Raw genomic sequence first — 15,310 nt, 5'->3', positions numbered from 1 at the left:
AGTCAGGGACGGCATGAGACGACCGAAGATGATCGACTCGACGAATGTCAACGCGACTCTCCGAACAATTCCTGCGTGATGGCGCGCAGCCAGCGATTACCCGGATCGTCATGCTGACAACGATGCCAATGTTGCCTGAGGTCGAACGACGGAATGGGGAACGGCGGCTTGAGTACCTGCACATCCGCAATACGCGCGAACAGTTCGCCGACCGGCAAGGGCACGGTCACGACGAGATCGGTCGACGCGACCACGAGCGGAATGCTCAGAAAATGGGGGGATCGCAAAAGCTCCCGGCGGACGACGCCGTGCTGGCGCAAATATTCCTCGACGAGCTCCTGACTGCGGCTTTCGCTCTGGATGACCGCGTGAGACAGCGTGCGGAACTGTTCTCCGGTTATGCGCCCCTTGGCAACCGGATGATTCTTGCGCGCCAGGCAGACGAAGCCATGCCGGAATAGCCGCTGCTGAAACACGTCCGTTCCGCCAAGATCTGGATAGAAGCCGATAGCCAGGTCAATCCTGCCGCGTTCGAGCTGATCCATGATATCCGTGTGCCGCGGCGAAACGGTATGCACATCCACATGCGGCGCATCTTTCATGAGCCGCGCAAGCAGCCGCGGCAAGAACGCCGCCTCACCTACGTCCGACAGGGCCAGCGTGAACGTTCGGCGCGCCTGCGACGGATCGAATCGCGGCGCTGTCAGCAGATGCTCACGCACCTGCGACAGCACGCCCTGTACGACAGGCGCCAGCACGACAGCGCGTGGAGACGGCTGCATCCCCGTGCGCACCTTCAGGAATAGCGGGTCCCCAAGCTGCTCGCGCATGCGTTGCAGTGCATGTGACATCGCTGGCTGGCTAACGCCGACCTCCTCGGCCGCCCTGCCGAGATGTCCGTGCCGCCATAGCGCATCGAACACGCGGAGCAGGTTCATATCGAAGTTATCCATTTCGTTCATGAGCGTCATTACCGTCATTTGATTGCCGAATGATAGGTAAGGAACCAGACTTCGGGCATCCGGATTGGCCCGAAGCGCGGCAACAACCCAATCCGATGCTGTGCACATAACCAGACCGCGCATCCAAGGAGACCCATGCACTCACCCCCTGCCAGCATTGCGTCGGTCATCGATGCACGGCCACTTGGCGGCTACCGGCTTCGCATCTTTTTCGTTTGCTTCCTGATCGTGCTGATGGACGGCTTTGATACGCAGGCGATCGGCTTTGCGGCCAAGGCGATGTCCTCCTCGCTCGACATTCCCATCGCGCTGTTCGGCCAGGTTTTCTCCGCGGGGCTGCTCGGCGCCATGCTCGGCGCGTTCCTCCTCGGTCCGTTGGCCGATCGCATTGGCCGGCGTTGGCTGCTTGCGGGCGCTATTGTGATCTTTGCGCTGTTCTCGCTGTTGACACCGCATGCGCCCACGCTGCCGGACCTGCTGCTCGTGCGATTTCTCGCCGGTCTGGGTCTCGGTGGCGCTATTCCAAACTTGCTTGCGCTATCGGCCGAGTACACCCCACGGCCCATGCGCGGCATGATGACCGGTGTGCTCTATGCAGGATTTCCGCTCGGCGGCGCCTTAGGCGCGCTCGCCAGTTCGTACATCGTGCCTCACTACGGCTGGCCCGCATTGTTCTATCTGGGCGGCGTGCTGCCCTTCGCGCTGGCGCTGCTGGTCATTGCCGCACTGCCCGAGTCCTTGCCCTTCCTGCTCCGGCGCGGAGACAGTCAGCATGCAGTGCGCGCAATCGTTGCGCGAATGACCGGTCGTCCTGCCGCTGGCGACGTCATCTATGTCGATACCGAAGAGCGCGTACGCGGCCTGCCATTCCGGCAGTTGTTGTCACGGGACCGACTAGCACCCACGTTGCTGCTCTGGGCCGGCTTTTTCATGTGCTTCGTGCTGTTGATCGTCCTGGTGCTGTGGACGCCCGCGCTGCTGCGCGGCGAAGGCGTTGGCGAACAGGATGCCGCGCTCGTGGTCGCGTTGATCAATCTCGGGAGCGTCGCCGGCACGGCTACAGGCGGCCGTCTCGTCGACCGTTTCGGTCCATACCGCACGCTGCCGCTACTGTTCGTGCTCGGCGCGCTCAGCGTGTCACCGCTCGGCTATATCACCCAATCGCTGAGCTCACTGGCCATCGCGGCCACCCTGTCCGGATTCCTCTTTGGCGCTGGCAGCTCGGGGTTGCTGAGCCTCGCTGTGCAGAGCTACCCGAGCGGGATGCGCGCTACGGGCGTGGGTTGGGCCATGGCGCTCGGCCGCATGGGCCAGGTCACGGGACCGCTGATCGTAGGCGCCCTGCTTGCCAGCGGTTTCAGCATCAAGACCATTTTCCTGTGCAGTGCCGTTCCGGCCGCGATTGCTGCTGCGGCGATCCTCTTCCTGCGTCTGGTGCATGTGGAGCCATCCACCCATCGCGAGACGCGTTCGCAGGACACTGCGCTACCTGCGGCGTTGGACGGCCAATAGCCCCTCGTTTCGTTCAATAAGGAATCTCATGCGTATTACCACTCAATCAGCGCCGGTCCTTGTCGTTGGCGGCGGCATCGGAGGCCTTGCGGCGGCGCTCGCCTTGGCGCGGGAAGGATGCCATGTGAAAGTGCTCGAGCAAGCAAGCGTCATCGGCGAGATTGGTGCCGGCGTGCAGTTTGGCCCCAACGCATTCGCCGCGCTCGATGCGCTCGGCGTTGGTGAGCGCGCCCGCGCGCATGCGGTCTACACCGATCACATGATGATGATCGATGCGATCGACGGCAAGACCGTAGCCGATATTCCCGTTGGTGACGCATTCCGCAGGCGCTTTGGCAATCCTTATGCGGTCACGCATCGCGCCGACGTCCACAACTCCCTGCTTGAGGGCGTGCGCGAAACCGATCGCATCGAGTTCGTCACGGCGACGCGCATTGCCGAAGTCACGCAGACGGCCGACGGTGTCATCGCGATGGACGAGCAGGGGAACCGTTTTCATGGCTGTGCGCTAATTGGCGCCGACGGCGTGAAGTCCGCGATTCGCCAGCAACTAGTGGGGGATCCGCCGCGCGTGTCGGGGCACGTGGTCTATCGTGCCGTGATCGATGCCGAGCACTTCCCGCGGGACATGCAATGGAACGCGCCAGTGCTTTGGGTCGGATCGAATTGCCACGTCGTGCACTACCCGGTCCGCGCGGGCGAACAGTACAACCTCGTGGTCACGTTCCACAGCCGCCAGCAGGAAACCTGGGGCGTCAGCGACGGCAGCCAGGCCGAGGTGCTCTCATACTTCGAGAACATCGATACCCGCCCCCAACGTCTGCTCTCACTACCCACGACATGGCGGCGTTGGGCGACGGCCGACCGCGAGCCCATCGCGCAGTGGACGTACGGCCGAATCACGCTGCTCGGCGATGCCGCCCATCCATTGCTGCAATACCTTGCGCAGGGCGCATGCATGGCGATGGAAGATGCCGTCACGTTAGGCGCCGCCGTACGCGCATGCGATGGCGACCTCCCACGCGCGTTCTCGGTCTACCAGGATGCCCGTGCTACGCGCACTGCGCGCGTCGTCCTGTCGACGCGCGAGTTTGGCCGACTGTGCCACGCCTCCGGCATGGAGCGGCTCGTGCGCAATGCGTTGTGGAAGAACCGCACGCCCGAACGCTTCTATGACGCGCTCGAATGGCTCTACGGCTGGAAGGCAGAGACCTGCCTCGCCGCGTAACCCCCTATTCCGACAATCTTCCCAAGCACCAGGAGTTCCCCATGACCTTCGTCATCCCGCCCGCCTCCGCAACCACGATTCCCGTAGCCGGTGGCGGCGAGTTTCCCGTCCGTCGCATCTACTGCGTCGGTCGCAACTACGCGGCCCATGTACGTGAGATGGGCATGGACCCGAGCCGGGAAGCCCCGTTCTTCTTCTGCAAGCCGACCGATGCGATCGTTGTCGCGCCAATCGGCGGTGGCGCGCGGATCGCCTATCCGCCGGGCACCGAACAGTTCCACTTCGAGATTGAACTTGTCGCTGCCATCGGCATGGGAGGCCGCAATATCCCAATCGAACGCGCCAATGCGCACATCCTGGGATACGCGGTTGGTATCGACATGACCCGGCGTGACCTGCAGATCTCCGCGCGCGACCGTGGCCGTCCCTGGGAACTCGGCAAGAGCTTCGACCAATCCGCCCCGGTGTCGTTGCTGCATCCGGCCAACGATGTCGGACATCCCACCGACGGCGAGATCTGGCTACAGGTCAATGGCGAGGATCGCCAGCGCAGCGACCTGGACAAGCTGATCTGGTCCGTGCCAGAGATCATTGCAAACCTGTCGACGTACTTCGAACTGCAACCGGGCGATCTCGTGTTCACGGGCACCCCTGAAGGCGTGGGCCCGGTACGAAGCGGCGAGCTCATGCGTGGCGGTGTCGCGGGTCTGACTGAAATTGAAGTCCGCGTAGCCTGAGTGCGAGCCCCAACGATGGATCTGTACAACTTCTTCAATAGCTCGGCGGCCTATCGTGTACGTATCGCCATGGCGCTGAAGGGAATCCCCTGGAACCATATTGGGGTGAACCTGCGTGCGGGCGAGCAGCACGGCCCTCAGTACTGTGGGCTCAATCCAAACCGCCTCGTACCGACACTGCATGACGGCCCGCACATGATTACGCAGTCGCTCGCGATCATCGACCACCTTGATCGAGAATGGCCCGAGCCGCGCATGGTGCCCGCCGAGGGGCCACTGCGTACGCGCGTGCTCGAGATCGCGCTGACTATTGCATGCGACATCCACCCGCTGAACAACATGCGCATCCAGAAGTACCTCGCCGGCCCACTTGGCGTGGACGATGCGCGCAAATCCGAATGGGTTGCGCACTGGCTGACGGCGGGATTCAGCGCGTTGGAGCGATGGCTTCCCGAGGACGGCAGCTGGTGTGTCGGAGACAACCCAACGCTTGCGGACTGCTGCCTGGTACCGCAGGTCGCCAATGCGCTGCGTGCTTCGTTCAGCCTCGAGCCGTTCCCGCGCGTGCGCCGCACCTATGAGCACTGCATGCGCCATGAGGCCTTCCGCGTGTCCGCGCCGAGCGCTCAGCCCGACTATGTAGCCGCCCACTGATCACGAACCGAAAGCCTGACCATGACGACCAACCCTTCCCCCGATCTTCTGAACCGGCGCGAGTCGTTCTACCGCGAACTGGAGCCGCACGCGATGGCAGCGCTCTGGACCCGGCTGCGCAGGCTGATTCCGACCGAGCCGACTCCGACTGGTCTTGCGCACCGCTGGGCCTACGCTACGGCGCGACCCTACCTGATGGAGTCGGCCACGTTGATCTCCGCCGAGGAAGCAGAGCGCCGAGTACTGCTGATGGAAAACCCGGGCCTGCCTGGCACATCGCGCGTCACCAATACCATGTATGCGGGCCTGCAGTTGATTCAGCCGGGGGAAGTGGCACCGGCGCATCGCCACACCCAATCGGCGTTGCGGTTCATCATCGAGGGTTCTGGCGCCTACACCGCAGTGGACGGTGAAAAGACCTACATGGAACCCGGCGACTTTGTCATCACGCCCGCGTGGACCTGGCATCATCACGGCCATGAAGGCGACGCGCCGATGATATGGGTCGATGGCCTCGACATTCCAATTGTCTCCTTCTTCAACGGTGGCTTTCGCGAGGAGTTCGCAGCCGATGAAGCGCCAGTCACGCGCCCGGCTGGCGACGCCCTTGCACGCTATGGCACTGGCCTGATGCCCGTCGGGTACAAAGCTCCCACACTGAACTCTCCCGTCTTCAACTATCCGTACGCGCGCACGCGCGATGCGCTGTACGCGCTCCTGCGCGCTGGCGACCCTGATCGGCATGCCGGCTACCTGATGCGCTACACCAACCCCGTGGATGGGGGCTGGGCAATGCCGACCATCGCCACGATGATCCGCCTGCTGCCGGCGGGCTTTTCGACGTCGCCGTACCGCTCCACTGACAGCACGGTCTTTATTTGCGTGGAAGGCAGCGGACACGTCATGGTCGGCGATCAGCGACTCGAAATCCAGCCACACGATATTGTCGTCGTCCCCGGATGGGCACGCTACACACTGCACGCGGGCGATGACCTGGTGCTGTTCTCGTATTCGGATCGCGTCGCACAGGAGAAACTCGGCCTGTTCCGCGAGCAGCGTTTCTGAGCCGGAACCCGCGGATATATGACCACCACTATCACGTACGTGGATTTCGTCGACAGCATCGCCGCGGCGCTGCAGTTCATCAGCCACCATCACCCGCCCGACTACATCCGGCACCTGTCTCACGCGTACTCGCGCGAAGCCAGCCCGCCCGCGAAGCAGGCAATCGCTCAGATCCTGATCAACTCCCGGATGTGTGCCGAAGGCCGAAGACCGATCTGTCAGGACACCGGCATCGTCAACATCTTCGTGCGCGTCGGCATGGACGTACGGCTCGCCGGCTTTCCGGCAAGCGTGGTCGATGCGGCCAATGCCGGTGTGCGCCGCGCCTACCTGGACCCCGATAACAGATTGCGGGCAAGCATCGTCGAGGATCCGCTATTTTCGCGGCGCAATACCGGGGACAACACGCCTGCGATAGTGCACGTCGAACTGGTGCCCGGCAGTGTCGTTACCGTCGACGTCATGGCCAAGGGTGGTGGCAGCGAGAACAAGAGCAAGTTCGCCGTGCTGATGCCGAGTGATTCGGTGGCGGACTGGATCGTGGACATGGTGCCCGCGATGGGCGCCGGCTGGTGTCCGCCTGGCATGCTTGGTATCGGCATAGGCGGCACTGCGGAGAAAGCAATGCTGCTGGCCAAGCAGAGCCTGACCGAGCCGCTGGATATGCTCGAACTCAAGGCGCGCGGCCCCCGCAACGACCTGGAAGCATTGCGCATCGCGATCCATGACCGCATCAATGCGCTCGGTATCGGCGCGCAAGGCCTCGGTGGCCTGACCACCGTACTTGACGTGAAGATCGCGACCTATCCCACGCACGCGGCGAGCATGCCGGTCGCGGTGGTGCCGAACTGCGCGGCGACTCGACATGCGAGCTTCACTCTCGACGGCGACGGCCCCGCCATGCTGAGCACTGCGTCGCCGGACCTCTGGCCGGACCTGCCGATGCCCGATGGGATAGAAAGCCGCAAGGTCAACCTCGATACGCTGACGCGGAAGGACATCTCGACCTGGCGCGCCGGCGAGACGCTACTGCTTTCGGGGCGTATGCTGACTGGACGTGACGCCGCCCACAAGCGCATCGACGATATGCTGGCGCGTGGAGAGCCCCTGCCCGTGGATTTCCGCAATCGCATGATTTACTACGTCGGTCCGGTCGATCCAGTGCGCGACGAAGTGGTCGGCCCGTGCGGACCCACGACGTCGACGCGCATGGACAAGTTTGCCGCGCGCATGCTCCCGGCCACCGGCCTGCTCGGCATGGTCGGTAAGGCAGAGCGAGGCCCCACTGCGATCGACGCGATCGTGGGAAACGGCTGCGTGTATCTGGCCGCGACCGGTGGCGCCGCCTACCTGATCTCCAAGGCCGTGCGATCGTCACGCGTGCTTGCCTTTGCCGATCTTGGCATGGAGGCGATCTACGAGTTCGACGTGGAGAACCTGCCCGTTGTCGTTGCCGTCGACTCCGGCGGCGACAGTATTCATGCCAGCGGTCCGCGCGTCTGGCGCATAGCATCCGCCTGACTTCGTCACAGGAGATACCCTGAATCGTCCAGTTCCTGCGGAGTTGGACGACAAACACGCTGCGAAGAGCTGTTGTCGGCACTCCTCAAGTACCGCGAGGACATCGAACGCGTAGCCGGTTCGCGGTTAGGTGACGGGTGCACGGAGAACTGCTCGCGGCGGCACAGGCGTCTGCCAAATCGAGGAACGTGAGCTGCGATGTCGTCATCGTCGACGACATCGCGGCGCTTGGCGACATTGCCAACCAGATCTCGCAAGCGGCGGAAGGCAGTCACGCTCAACTTGTTGTGATTGGCACCCACGGACGTCGTGGCGTGACCAGACTGCTAATGGGCAGCGTGGCTGAGTCGCTTGTGCGTCAATGCAAGGTACCAGTCATGCTTGTCAGGGCTCCGCAGGAGACGTGAGCCAGGCACTGCGGGCTTCGACGATGGCCGCGGACTGGAGACTGCGGTCCACATATATCCGAAACCAATGGGCCGCTTCGGATAGGCAGGGGGATTTGTGATGTACGGCAACGACGAAGTCTGCCCGAAATCGCCCAAGAGATATCGGTACTGACGCGTCTTGTTTCTTCTGTCGCAATGACCTAGCCAATGCTCCCCGCTGTTGCTGCGGTGGTTCTCCGGTCCGATCACAACCAAGTCCGCGAGGTGCGCCTCGGCTTGCGAAGTAGCCCCACCAATGTGGCCCGGCATTCCAGCGCGAGTTGACCGGTCAGTCCTGACCGCGGGCGCATCAGGGAATGCCAGGCACACCAAGCGCCGTAAGCCACGCCGCAGCCATCGCCGCCAACAAGCCCATGCCAACCTGGCCAGCGAACCACTGAGAGCCGCCTGCGCGGGCCGCCGCGATCTTGGCCACCGTATTGGTGGACAAGCCCGCCAGCACGGGCATGGCCGCCGCGCCGGCGTCGAGCTTTCCGGTGGCCACGAGTGCGCCGACCGATGTCGCCACCGCATGTGCATCGGCGAGTCCGGCGCCCGCGCTAATGGCGATCAGCCCGGCCTCGCCGAGCCATACCTCGACCGCCGCGCCGACGAGCTGCAGCGCAGCGACGAGCATCGCGAATATGCCCGCTGCGCGCCAGTCGAACAGCTTTGACGCGTGGGATGCCGGTGTCTCCGGGGCGGGCTCCCTCGAGCAACGCCAGAGCCAGAAACTCGCAAATGCCAGCGTGACCAGCAGGCCCGGCCGTCAGAGGCAAGATCAGCGCTCGCCATGTGACAAGACTGGTCGCCGCCAGCACGAGCATCATTTGCACGAACGTGGCCACGCTGGAGAAGAGTGCGGCGGCCAGCGATGCCCTTGCTCGCTGCGGTGTATTCCCTGCCATTGCGGCCATGGCACCAATGGTGGCCAAGCTCGACGCAAAGCCGCCAAAAAAGGCGACCAGTGGCAAGCTCACGCGCTCACCCAGCCAGCGCGAACACGCGCGCCCGACGGCTCCGGTTGCCATCACCAGCAGCACCACGAGCCAGAGTCGGTGTGGATTCCAGGCTTTGAAAGGACCGAGATAGCGGTCCGGCAAAAGCGGCCAGATGACCAGCGCGGCGATGCCCAGCAGCAAAGCATCATTGGCGTCGTCCTGGCTCAGGGTCTCGCGTACCAACCGATGCATATGCGCTTTGGCGTGCAGTAACCCCACGACGACAGCGGCTATGCCTGCTGCCAGCTCTGCCGCGCTCACCGTCAGCGCCCCAAGTAGCACGGTCAGGATCAGCGCGAATTCGCTGGTCAGGCCGGGGTCGGCCATCGACCCGCGACGATAGGCCGCTACCGTTAGCGCCGCGGTGGCCAGGGTCAGTGCGGGCAACAGTAGTGGGACCGGCAACAACGCCGCGACTGCGCCGCTCAGAGCCGCGATGGCGAACGTCCGCAGGCCGGCCGGCGTATCTTCGCCGGGGCGGGCCTGATCCTCGAGGAACGCCACCCACCAGCCAGCGCGTTGCCCCCAGCGCGGCAGGGGCTGTCCGTAGGCTGAGCCAGAGGCTGGCGGATGCCATTTCACGCCCCATGACAGAACCCTTTGCCGGCGAACCCTCTTCCCCGGGTTTACGTTAGTTGCCCAGCCTCACGCGACGACCTAAATTCACAGTTAATTGTTAACAATCAATTGTTGGCAACTAACAAGCGAGGAAACATGCGTATTGAGCACTTTGAGACCATTGCCTGCGATGCGGGGTGGCGAAATTATTACTTCTTGAAGGTTGTGACCTCTGACGGCACGGTTGGCTGGAGCGAGTACGACGAGTCCTTTGGCCCGCCAGGGCTGACCGCTGTGATCGAACAGTTGGCCGCTCGTTTGATCGGCAAGTCGGTGTACGACCACGAAGAGGCCTATGGGCGGCTGGCGGCATCGTTGCGTCCTGCTCCCTATGGGCTCAGTGCCGAGGCAATCGGTGCTATAGAGAATGCGCTGCTCGATGCGAAGGCCAAGTCGCTGGGGTTGCCGGTTTATCAGTTGCTGGGCGGCAAGCATCGGGACAGCGTGCCGATTTACTGGTCTCACTGCGCGACCTGGCGGATCAGCCATCCCAAGCTCTACCAACCGGCCATCGTCGACCTGGACGGGGTCAAGAAGGCGGGTGAAGATGCGCGCAAATCCGGCATTTCGGCGCTGAAGACCAATCTGTTTGTCGATGAGCATGGCAAGCCGCGCCAGTGGATGGCTGGTTTCGGTTCGCCTTATGCGCCATCGCTCAACGTCGACAAGGCATTGATCCGGAATTTGCGTGCGCACCTGGAAGCGCTGCGCGATGGGGCTGGCCCGGACGTCGATATTCTGGTTGATTTGAATTTCAACGCGCGCACCGAGGGTTATCTTGCGCTGATAAATGCGATCAAGGACTTCGATCTGTTCTGGGTCGAGCTCGACATCTACAATCCGGACGCCATGGCGTATATCCGCCAACGCAGCCACGCGCCAATCGCGGCGTGCGAGACGCTGTTTGGCGTGCGCCAGTTCCTGCCCTATTTCCAGGCGCAGTCGATGGACGTGGCCATTGTCGATGCGGTGTGGAACGGTGTCTGGCAGGCGATGAAGATTGCCAATGTCGCCGATGCGTTCGACGTCAATATCGCACCGCATAATTTCTACAGCCACCTCTCCACGATGATGAACGTGCATTTTGCGGCGGCGGTGCCGAATCTGCGCGTGATGGAAGTGGATGTGGATCGGCTGTCCTGGGACGACGAGCTCTTTACCAGCACGCCTCAAATCGAGCGCGGCGGGATTCTGGTGCCGGACGCGCCGGGCTGGGGTTGCGATCCCATCGAGGAAGCGCTGCGCGCCCATCCGCCGCAAGTCCGTCGCAGCCATCTGGGCCTGTAATCGCCGGGGCTGAAGCGTAGTCCTCTAATCATTTATTCCGATCACTTCCGGGGAGGAGGTGGAGACCGTCGCGCCCTGGCGCGAGCGACCTCGCCTCGGGAGCCGCCCATATCACCACCATTCCAATGGCTGGAGCAGGATCATGATGACAGTTTCCACCCCCGCCGCGCGGCAGCACACGGCGCCGTCGCACACGAGCGATGAGGTGCGACGTACCTTTGCCAAGGTCACGTTGCGCATTATTCCGTTCCTTTTTGTCTGCTACGTCTTTGCCTATCTGGACCGCGTCAATATTGGCTTTGCCGCGCTGCAGATGAAACAGGACCTGGCGTTCTCCGACGCCGTCTACGGGCTGGGAGCCGGCATTTTCTTCCTGGGCTATTTCCTGTTCGAGGTGCCCAGCAACCTGTTGCTCGAAAAAATCGGCGCACGCAAGACGCTGATGCGGATCATGGTCGTATGGGGATGCATTTCGGCGAGCTTTGCGTTTATCGCCACGCCTACGCAGTTCTACGTCGCGCGCTTCCTGCTCGGCGCGTTCGAAGCCGGGTTTTTCCCCGGCATCGTGCTGTATCTGACGTTCTGGTATCCGCCCGCCATGCGTGGAAAGATCATTACGCTCTTCATGTCGGCCATTGCGGTATCGGGTGTGATCGGCGGCCCGCTGTCCGGCTGGATCATGGTCAATATGACCGGTGCGTCGGGGCTGGGCGGCTGGCAGTGGCTGTTCATAATCGAGGCGGTGCCGTCGATTATCCTCGGCGTGCTGGTCATGTTCGTGCTGTCCGACAAGCCGGCGGACGCCCGTTGGCTCACGGCCCGGGAGAAAGACATCCTGATCCACGAAGTGGGCGAAACTCGCACGCACGGCCATGATCATTCCTTCGTGAAGACCCTGCGTGACCCGCGTCTCTATGCGCTGTCGATGATTTACTTCACGATTGCTGCTGGGCTATACATCATCAGTTTCTGGCTGCCGGAGATGGTGCGCAGCTATCACGTGACCAATCCCCTGCAGATCGGCATCCTGACGGCGATTCCTTATGTGGTGACGTGCGTAGGCATGGTGATTGTGGGCAAGCATTCCGACAAGACCGGCGAACGCCGTTGGCACGTGGCGCTGGGCATGATCGTTGCCGCCATTGGCTTGGTCGCCGTAACCTTCGTCCATAGCAGCCTGCTTGTGGCGCTGGTCGTGTTGTCCATCACCACGCTCGGTATTCTGACCGCCATGCCGCTGTTCTGGACCATCCCTACCTCATACCTGTCCGCATCCGGTGCGGCGGGTGGCATCGCGGTCATTAACAGTATTGGTTTGATCGGTGGTTTCGCCAGCCCATCCGTGCTTGGCTGGGTCAAGATTACGACCGGGTCTCTGAGTTACGGCCTGTACATGTTCGCTGTCACGTTGGTACTGGGCGCCATTCTGCTGCTCACGGCCATGCCGCAGCGGTTGCTGAAGGGCGACGCGCGGCGCTGAACAGGTTGGCGCAAGGCCCGGCGCACGGGCCATCCCCTTATTTGACTTCATGGAGACATCATGCGAATTCTGGCTCTGGGTGCCGGCGCGATCGGCGGCTACTATGGCGGCCGACTGGTCCAGCAAGGTGCGGACGTCACCTTTCTCGTGCGCCCCGCGCGGCGCACTATCCTCGAACGTGATGGCCTGAATATTCGCAGCCAGTATGGCGATTACCATGCTGCGGTCAGAACGGTCACCCAGGAGGAACTGGACGGACACTGGGACATCGTACTGCTGACCAGCAAGGCCTATGACCTCGCTTCCGCCATCGAGGCCATTCGCCCGGCCGTGGGTCCGAATTCCGCTGTGCTGCCGTTGTTGAATGGCATGGCGCATCTCGACAAGCTCAACAAGGCGTTCGGTGCAGAGCGCGTGCTCGGCGGGCTAGCGAAAATCATCGTCACGCTGGACAAGGAAGGCACGATCCAGCATTTGAACGACTGGTGCTATATCAAGTTTGGCGAGCAGTCGGGTGTCATGAGCGACCGGGTACAGGCCCTGCAACGGGCGTTTCCAAAAGATAGCGTCGTCGCTACCGCCGTACCCGACATCATGCATCACCTCTGGGAGAAGTTTGTCCATCTCGCCACAGTGGCCACGGTGACGACGCTGCTGCGTGCGAGTGTCGGTGACATCGCACGCGTGCCGGGAGGCACCGAGCTCTTCTATCAGGTGCTTTCCGTCCATGCCGAGGTCGCCGCGCGAGAGGGATATCCGATGACCGATGCATTCCTGGCGGAATACCGGCAGTTGTTCGCCAACAAGGATTCGGCGTACGTCCCGTCAATCCTGCGCGATCTGGAAAAGAAGTCGGCCATCGAAGGCGACCACATTGTCGGATACATGCTCTCCCGCATTCGGGCGCATGGGCTTGACGAGTCCGTGCACCGGATATGCTTGCTGAACCTGCAGGCCTATGAAGTACGGCGGGCGGCAGGAAGACTCTAATTCCGCTCTACATGGTGCCTAGAAGGCACATTCGCTTCACTTGGCCGCCTAGGGTTAACTGCCCACAATTAACAATCGTCTTTGTTGGGCGGTAAGATGCTAGTCATCCGCCCGTGTCTGGCAGCCCAGGCTTGCGCCTCGCACCCGCTCCATGGTGGTTCGGGTGCGTTTTCCGTTTCCGGTCAAGCATCTATGAGTACTCGCATTGAAATCGACAAACGCAGCCTCGATCGGCAGGCCGCCGACTGGATTCGCGACGCCATTTTCTCTGGTGACCTCGCGCCCGGTTCCCGGCTTACCGAAATCGCGCTTGCCAAACAGATCGGCCTCTCGCGCTCGACGGTCCGCGCCGGCATGCAGCGCCTCGCCAGCGAAGGTCTGCTGATCCAGCATGCCTATACCGGGTGGGAAGTCGTGTCGCTATCGGCGGAAGACGCCTGGGAGCTCTATACGCTTCGCAGCAACCTGGAAGGTATGGCCTCGAGACTGGCCGCCGCGAATATCGATGACGCCGGCCGCAAGAAACTGCACGAGGCGCTGGCCGCACTGAAATTCGCCATCGCCGACATGGATCGCCGGCGCATCGCCGAGGCAGACCTGGCTTTCCATAAGACGGTTGTTGCGCTATCCGGGCATCGCCGCCTGATCGTCCAGTATGGTTTGATCAGCGACCCCGTGATGCTCTATATCCTCATGACGACGAAGCTGATGGAGTATTCAGAAGCCATTTATGCCGAGCACGAGCATATGGCGTCGGCGATCCTGCAGGGCGATACGGCCGAATCCGAGAAACTGGCCCATGACTATGCGCAGATGCATGGCGAGCGTCTAGTGAAGGTATTGCAGACGCAAGGCGAGTTTCAGGAAGTTTGAAGCAAGACGGCGCCGACACGGGTTGAGCGTCGGCGCCGCGAATCATCGGGCCTTGGTCGTCTCAGTCGTAATAGGCGGGAAGCAGCTTGAGCTGTTCGGCCTGGTGCTTGTCATGATTGATGAACAGCCTCGCCTTGTAGGTTGCCATCAGTTTCCTGACCTTTTCCATCGACGCGAGCGAATCCGCATTACTGGTATTCAGCGACGGCACGATGCTTCGCTCGAAGTTGCCTTCCAGATGCACCACGTCGCCAGACAGGATCACAAATCCTGAATTCCTCAGGTGGACCATTAGCGACTGGCTGCCCGGCGTGTGGCCTGGCGTGGCCACCAGCGTCACGCTGCCATCGCCGAAAACGTCGGTATCCCCTTCAACCAGCTTGAGATCCTTCGGTTTTCCCATCAGCTTGCGCGCTAGCGCCATTAACTGATTGACGTTCTCGTTCGATCCATTGGGCGAATGAATCCAGTCATACTCGGCCTTCTGCATGAGAATCGTCGAGTTCGGGAACAGGCCCACATTGCCGATATGATCGCCGTGGGTATGCGAAATTGCCACGCGGCCTACGTCATCCGGCTTAAGTCCGAGTTCCGCCAGTTGGCCCGTCAGCGTCTTGTCGAGGTGATAGACGATCAGTTTCGGCAGCGTGGACCACCCCTTGGGATCCTTGTACGACGATTCGGGCACGCCGGTATCCCAGAGCAGCCAATCCTTTCCGTGCTTGACCAGCCAGCAGGTCGACGAGAACTCGACGCTCTTGCCGACATTTTCGCCCGGTGTCCACACCGATTCGTCATTGGCCAGAGAGCGGCCGCAATCCACGCGGTACAGCCTGTCGGCCAAACCGGCACGGGTGGCGTCCGGCAGCGCAGACGCCGCATGCGCAACCGGCGCACCTTCCAGCATGAACAGCAGAGACACCAGCGCAGATGTCAGCGCCACTTTTGTTTGCC

At 62.2% G+C, this 15,310-nt stretch carries 14 protein-coding genes and 1 pseudogene; 11 read left to right on the top strand and 4 right to left on the bottom strand.

From position 1 onward, the window contains the following. Positions 1 to 47: 47 nt before the first annotated feature. Positions 48 to 980 (bottom strand): LysR family transcriptional regulator, encoded by a 933-nt coding sequence (locus BLR29_RS10380; RefSeq protein ID WP_255371175.1) that lies wholly within the window; start codon positions 978 to 980, stop codon positions 48 to 50. Positions 981 to 1,190: 210 nt separating this feature from the next. Here BLR29_RS10380 and BLR29_RS10375 point away from each other — a divergent pair, with 210 nt between their 5' ends. From BLR29_RS10375 to BLR29_RS10345, 7 genes are all read left to right on the top strand, one after another. Then, positions 1,191 to 2,474: an MFS transporter gene (locus BLR29_RS10375; RefSeq protein ID WP_176860920.1), complete on the top strand. Its 1,284-nt coding sequence runs from the start codon at positions 1,191 to 1,193 to the stop codon at positions 2,472 to 2,474. A gap of 28 nt (positions 2,475 to 2,502) precedes the next feature. Continuing rightward, positions 2,503 to 3,702: a 3-hydroxybenzoate 6-monooxygenase gene (locus BLR29_RS10370; protein WP_092136889.1), complete on the top strand. Its 1,200-nt coding sequence runs from the start codon at positions 2,503 to 2,505 to the stop codon at positions 3,700 to 3,702. Positions 3,703 to 3,743: 41 nt separating this feature from the next. Further along, on the top strand, positions 3,744 to 4,439 hold the full coding sequence (locus BLR29_RS10365) for a fumarylacetoacetate hydrolase family protein (protein ID WP_092136888.1): 696 nt from the start codon (positions 3,744 to 3,746) through the stop codon (positions 4,437 to 4,439). Positions 4,440 to 4,454: 15 nt separating this feature from the next. Next, entirely contained in the window at positions 4,455 to 5,093 is a 639-nt protein-coding gene (maiA, locus tag BLR29_RS10360) for a maleylacetoacetate isomerase (protein WP_092136887.1), read from the top strand. 21 nt (positions 5,094 to 5,114) lie between these two features. Then, complete coding sequence (gene gtdA, locus BLR29_RS10355) at positions 5,115 to 6,158, top strand: gentisate 1,2-dioxygenase (protein ID WP_092136886.1); 1,044 nt, start codon at positions 5,115 to 5,117, stop codon at positions 6,156 to 6,158. Between the two features lie 18 nt (positions 6,159 to 6,176). Further along, complete coding sequence (locus BLR29_RS10350; RefSeq protein WP_092136885.1) at positions 6,177 to 7,679, top strand: fumarate hydratase; 1,503 nt, start codon at positions 6,177 to 6,179, stop codon at positions 7,677 to 7,679. 137 nt (positions 7,680 to 7,816) lie between these two features. Beyond that, positions 7,817 to 8,086, top strand: coding sequence for a universal stress protein (locus BLR29_RS10345; protein ID WP_092136884.1), 270 nt, complete (start codon positions 7,817 to 7,819; stop codon positions 8,084 to 8,086). A gap of 331 nt (positions 8,087 to 8,417) precedes the next feature. Here BLR29_RS10345 and BLR29_RS10340 read toward each other — a convergent pair whose 3' ends face one another. Together BLR29_RS10340 and BLR29_RS10335 are read right to left on the bottom strand one after the other, a co-directional pair. Continuing rightward, positions 8,418 to 8,855, bottom strand: coding sequence for a DUF4010 domain-containing protein (locus BLR29_RS10340; protein WP_255371210.1), 438 nt, complete (start codon positions 8,853 to 8,855; stop codon positions 8,418 to 8,420). A gap of 73 nt (positions 8,856 to 8,928) precedes the next feature. Beyond that, positions 8,929 to 9,612, bottom strand: a pseudogene (locus tag BLR29_RS10335) (DUF4010 domain-containing protein); the annotation flags it as partial. Positions 9,613 to 9,822: 210 nt separating this feature from the next. On the opposite strand from BLR29_RS10335, the gene BLR29_RS10330 reads away from it, so the two are divergent. From BLR29_RS10330 to BLR29_RS10315, 4 genes are all read left to right on the top strand, one after another. After that, positions 9,823 to 11,013, top strand: a complete 1,191-nt coding sequence (locus BLR29_RS10330) for a mandelate racemase/muconate lactonizing enzyme family protein (RefSeq protein ID WP_092136881.1) — start codon at positions 9,823 to 9,825, stop codon at positions 11,011 to 11,013. A gap of 142 nt (positions 11,014 to 11,155) precedes the next feature. Continuing rightward, positions 11,156 to 12,493, top strand: coding sequence for an MFS transporter (locus BLR29_RS10325; protein WP_092136880.1), 1,338 nt, complete (start codon positions 11,156 to 11,158; stop codon positions 12,491 to 12,493). Between the two features lie 60 nt (positions 12,494 to 12,553). Further along, entirely contained in the window at positions 12,554 to 13,483 is a 930-nt protein-coding gene (locus BLR29_RS10320) for a 2-dehydropantoate 2-reductase (protein WP_092136879.1), read from the top strand. Positions 13,484 to 13,579: 96 nt separating this feature from the next. After that, positions 13,580 to 14,356, top strand: a complete 777-nt coding sequence (locus tag BLR29_RS10315; protein WP_092136878.1) for a GntR family transcriptional regulator — start codon at positions 13,580 to 13,582, stop codon at positions 14,354 to 14,356. A 61-nt stretch (positions 14,357 to 14,417) separates the two neighbouring features. Here BLR29_RS10315 and BLR29_RS10310 read toward each other — a convergent pair whose 3' ends face one another. Then, a complete protein-coding gene (locus tag BLR29_RS10310) occupies positions 14,418 to 15,263 on the bottom strand; it encodes an N-acyl homoserine lactonase family protein (protein WP_255371174.1) in 846 nt (281 codons plus the stop codon). Between the last annotated feature and the right edge of the window lie 47 nt (positions 15,264 to 15,310).

The sequence above is a fragment of the Cupriavidus sp. YR651 genome (assembly GCF_900101625.1).
Classification (GTDB): Bacteria; Pseudomonadota; Gammaproteobacteria; order Burkholderiales; family Burkholderiaceae; genus Cupriavidus.
The sequence above is the reverse complement of the archived record's forward strand: the minus strand, read 5'-3'. Positions and strand labels throughout refer to the sequence as shown.

Excerpts from the sequence above, each read along its gene's own strand:
- BLR29_RS10325 (WP_092136880.1), top strand. The coding sequence starts at position 11,156 with ATGATGACAGTTTCCACCCCCGCCGCGCGGCAGCACACGGCGCCGTCG.
- BLR29_RS10330 (WP_092136881.1), top strand. The coding sequence starts at position 9,823 with ATGCGTATTGAGCACTTTGAGACCATTGCCTGCGATGCGGGGTGGCGA.
- BLR29_RS10310 (WP_255371174.1), bottom strand. The coding sequence starts at position 15,263 with ATGCTGGAAGGTGCGCCGGTTGCGCATGCGGCGTCTGCGCTGCCGGAC.
- BLR29_RS10365 (WP_092136888.1), top strand. The coding sequence starts at position 3,744 with ATGACCTTCGTCATCCCGCCCGCCTCCGCAACCACGATTCCCGTAGCC.
- maiA (WP_092136887.1), top strand. The coding sequence starts at position 4,455 with ATGGATCTGTACAACTTCTTCAATAGCTCGGCGGCCTATCGTGTACGT.
- BLR29_RS10380 (WP_255371175.1), bottom strand. The coding sequence starts at position 980 with ATGACGGTAATGACGCTCATGAACGAAATGGATAACTTCGATATGAAC.
- BLR29_RS10370 (WP_092136889.1), top strand. The coding sequence starts at position 2,503 with ATGCGTATTACCACTCAATCAGCGCCGGTCCTTGTCGTTGGCGGCGGC.
- BLR29_RS10320 (WP_092136879.1), top strand. The coding sequence starts at position 12,554 with ATGCGAATTCTGGCTCTGGGTGCCGGCGCGATCGGCGGCTACTATGGC.
- gtdA (WP_092136886.1), top strand. The coding sequence starts at position 5,115 with ATGACGACCAACCCTTCCCCCGATCTTCTGAACCGGCGCGAGTCGTTC.
- BLR29_RS10315 (WP_092136878.1), top strand. The coding sequence starts at position 13,580 with ATGCTAGTCATCCGCCCGTGTCTGGCAGCCCAGGCTTGCGCCTCGCAC.
- BLR29_RS10350 (WP_092136885.1), top strand. The coding sequence starts at position 6,177 with ATGACCACCACTATCACGTACGTGGATTTCGTCGACAGCATCGCCGCG.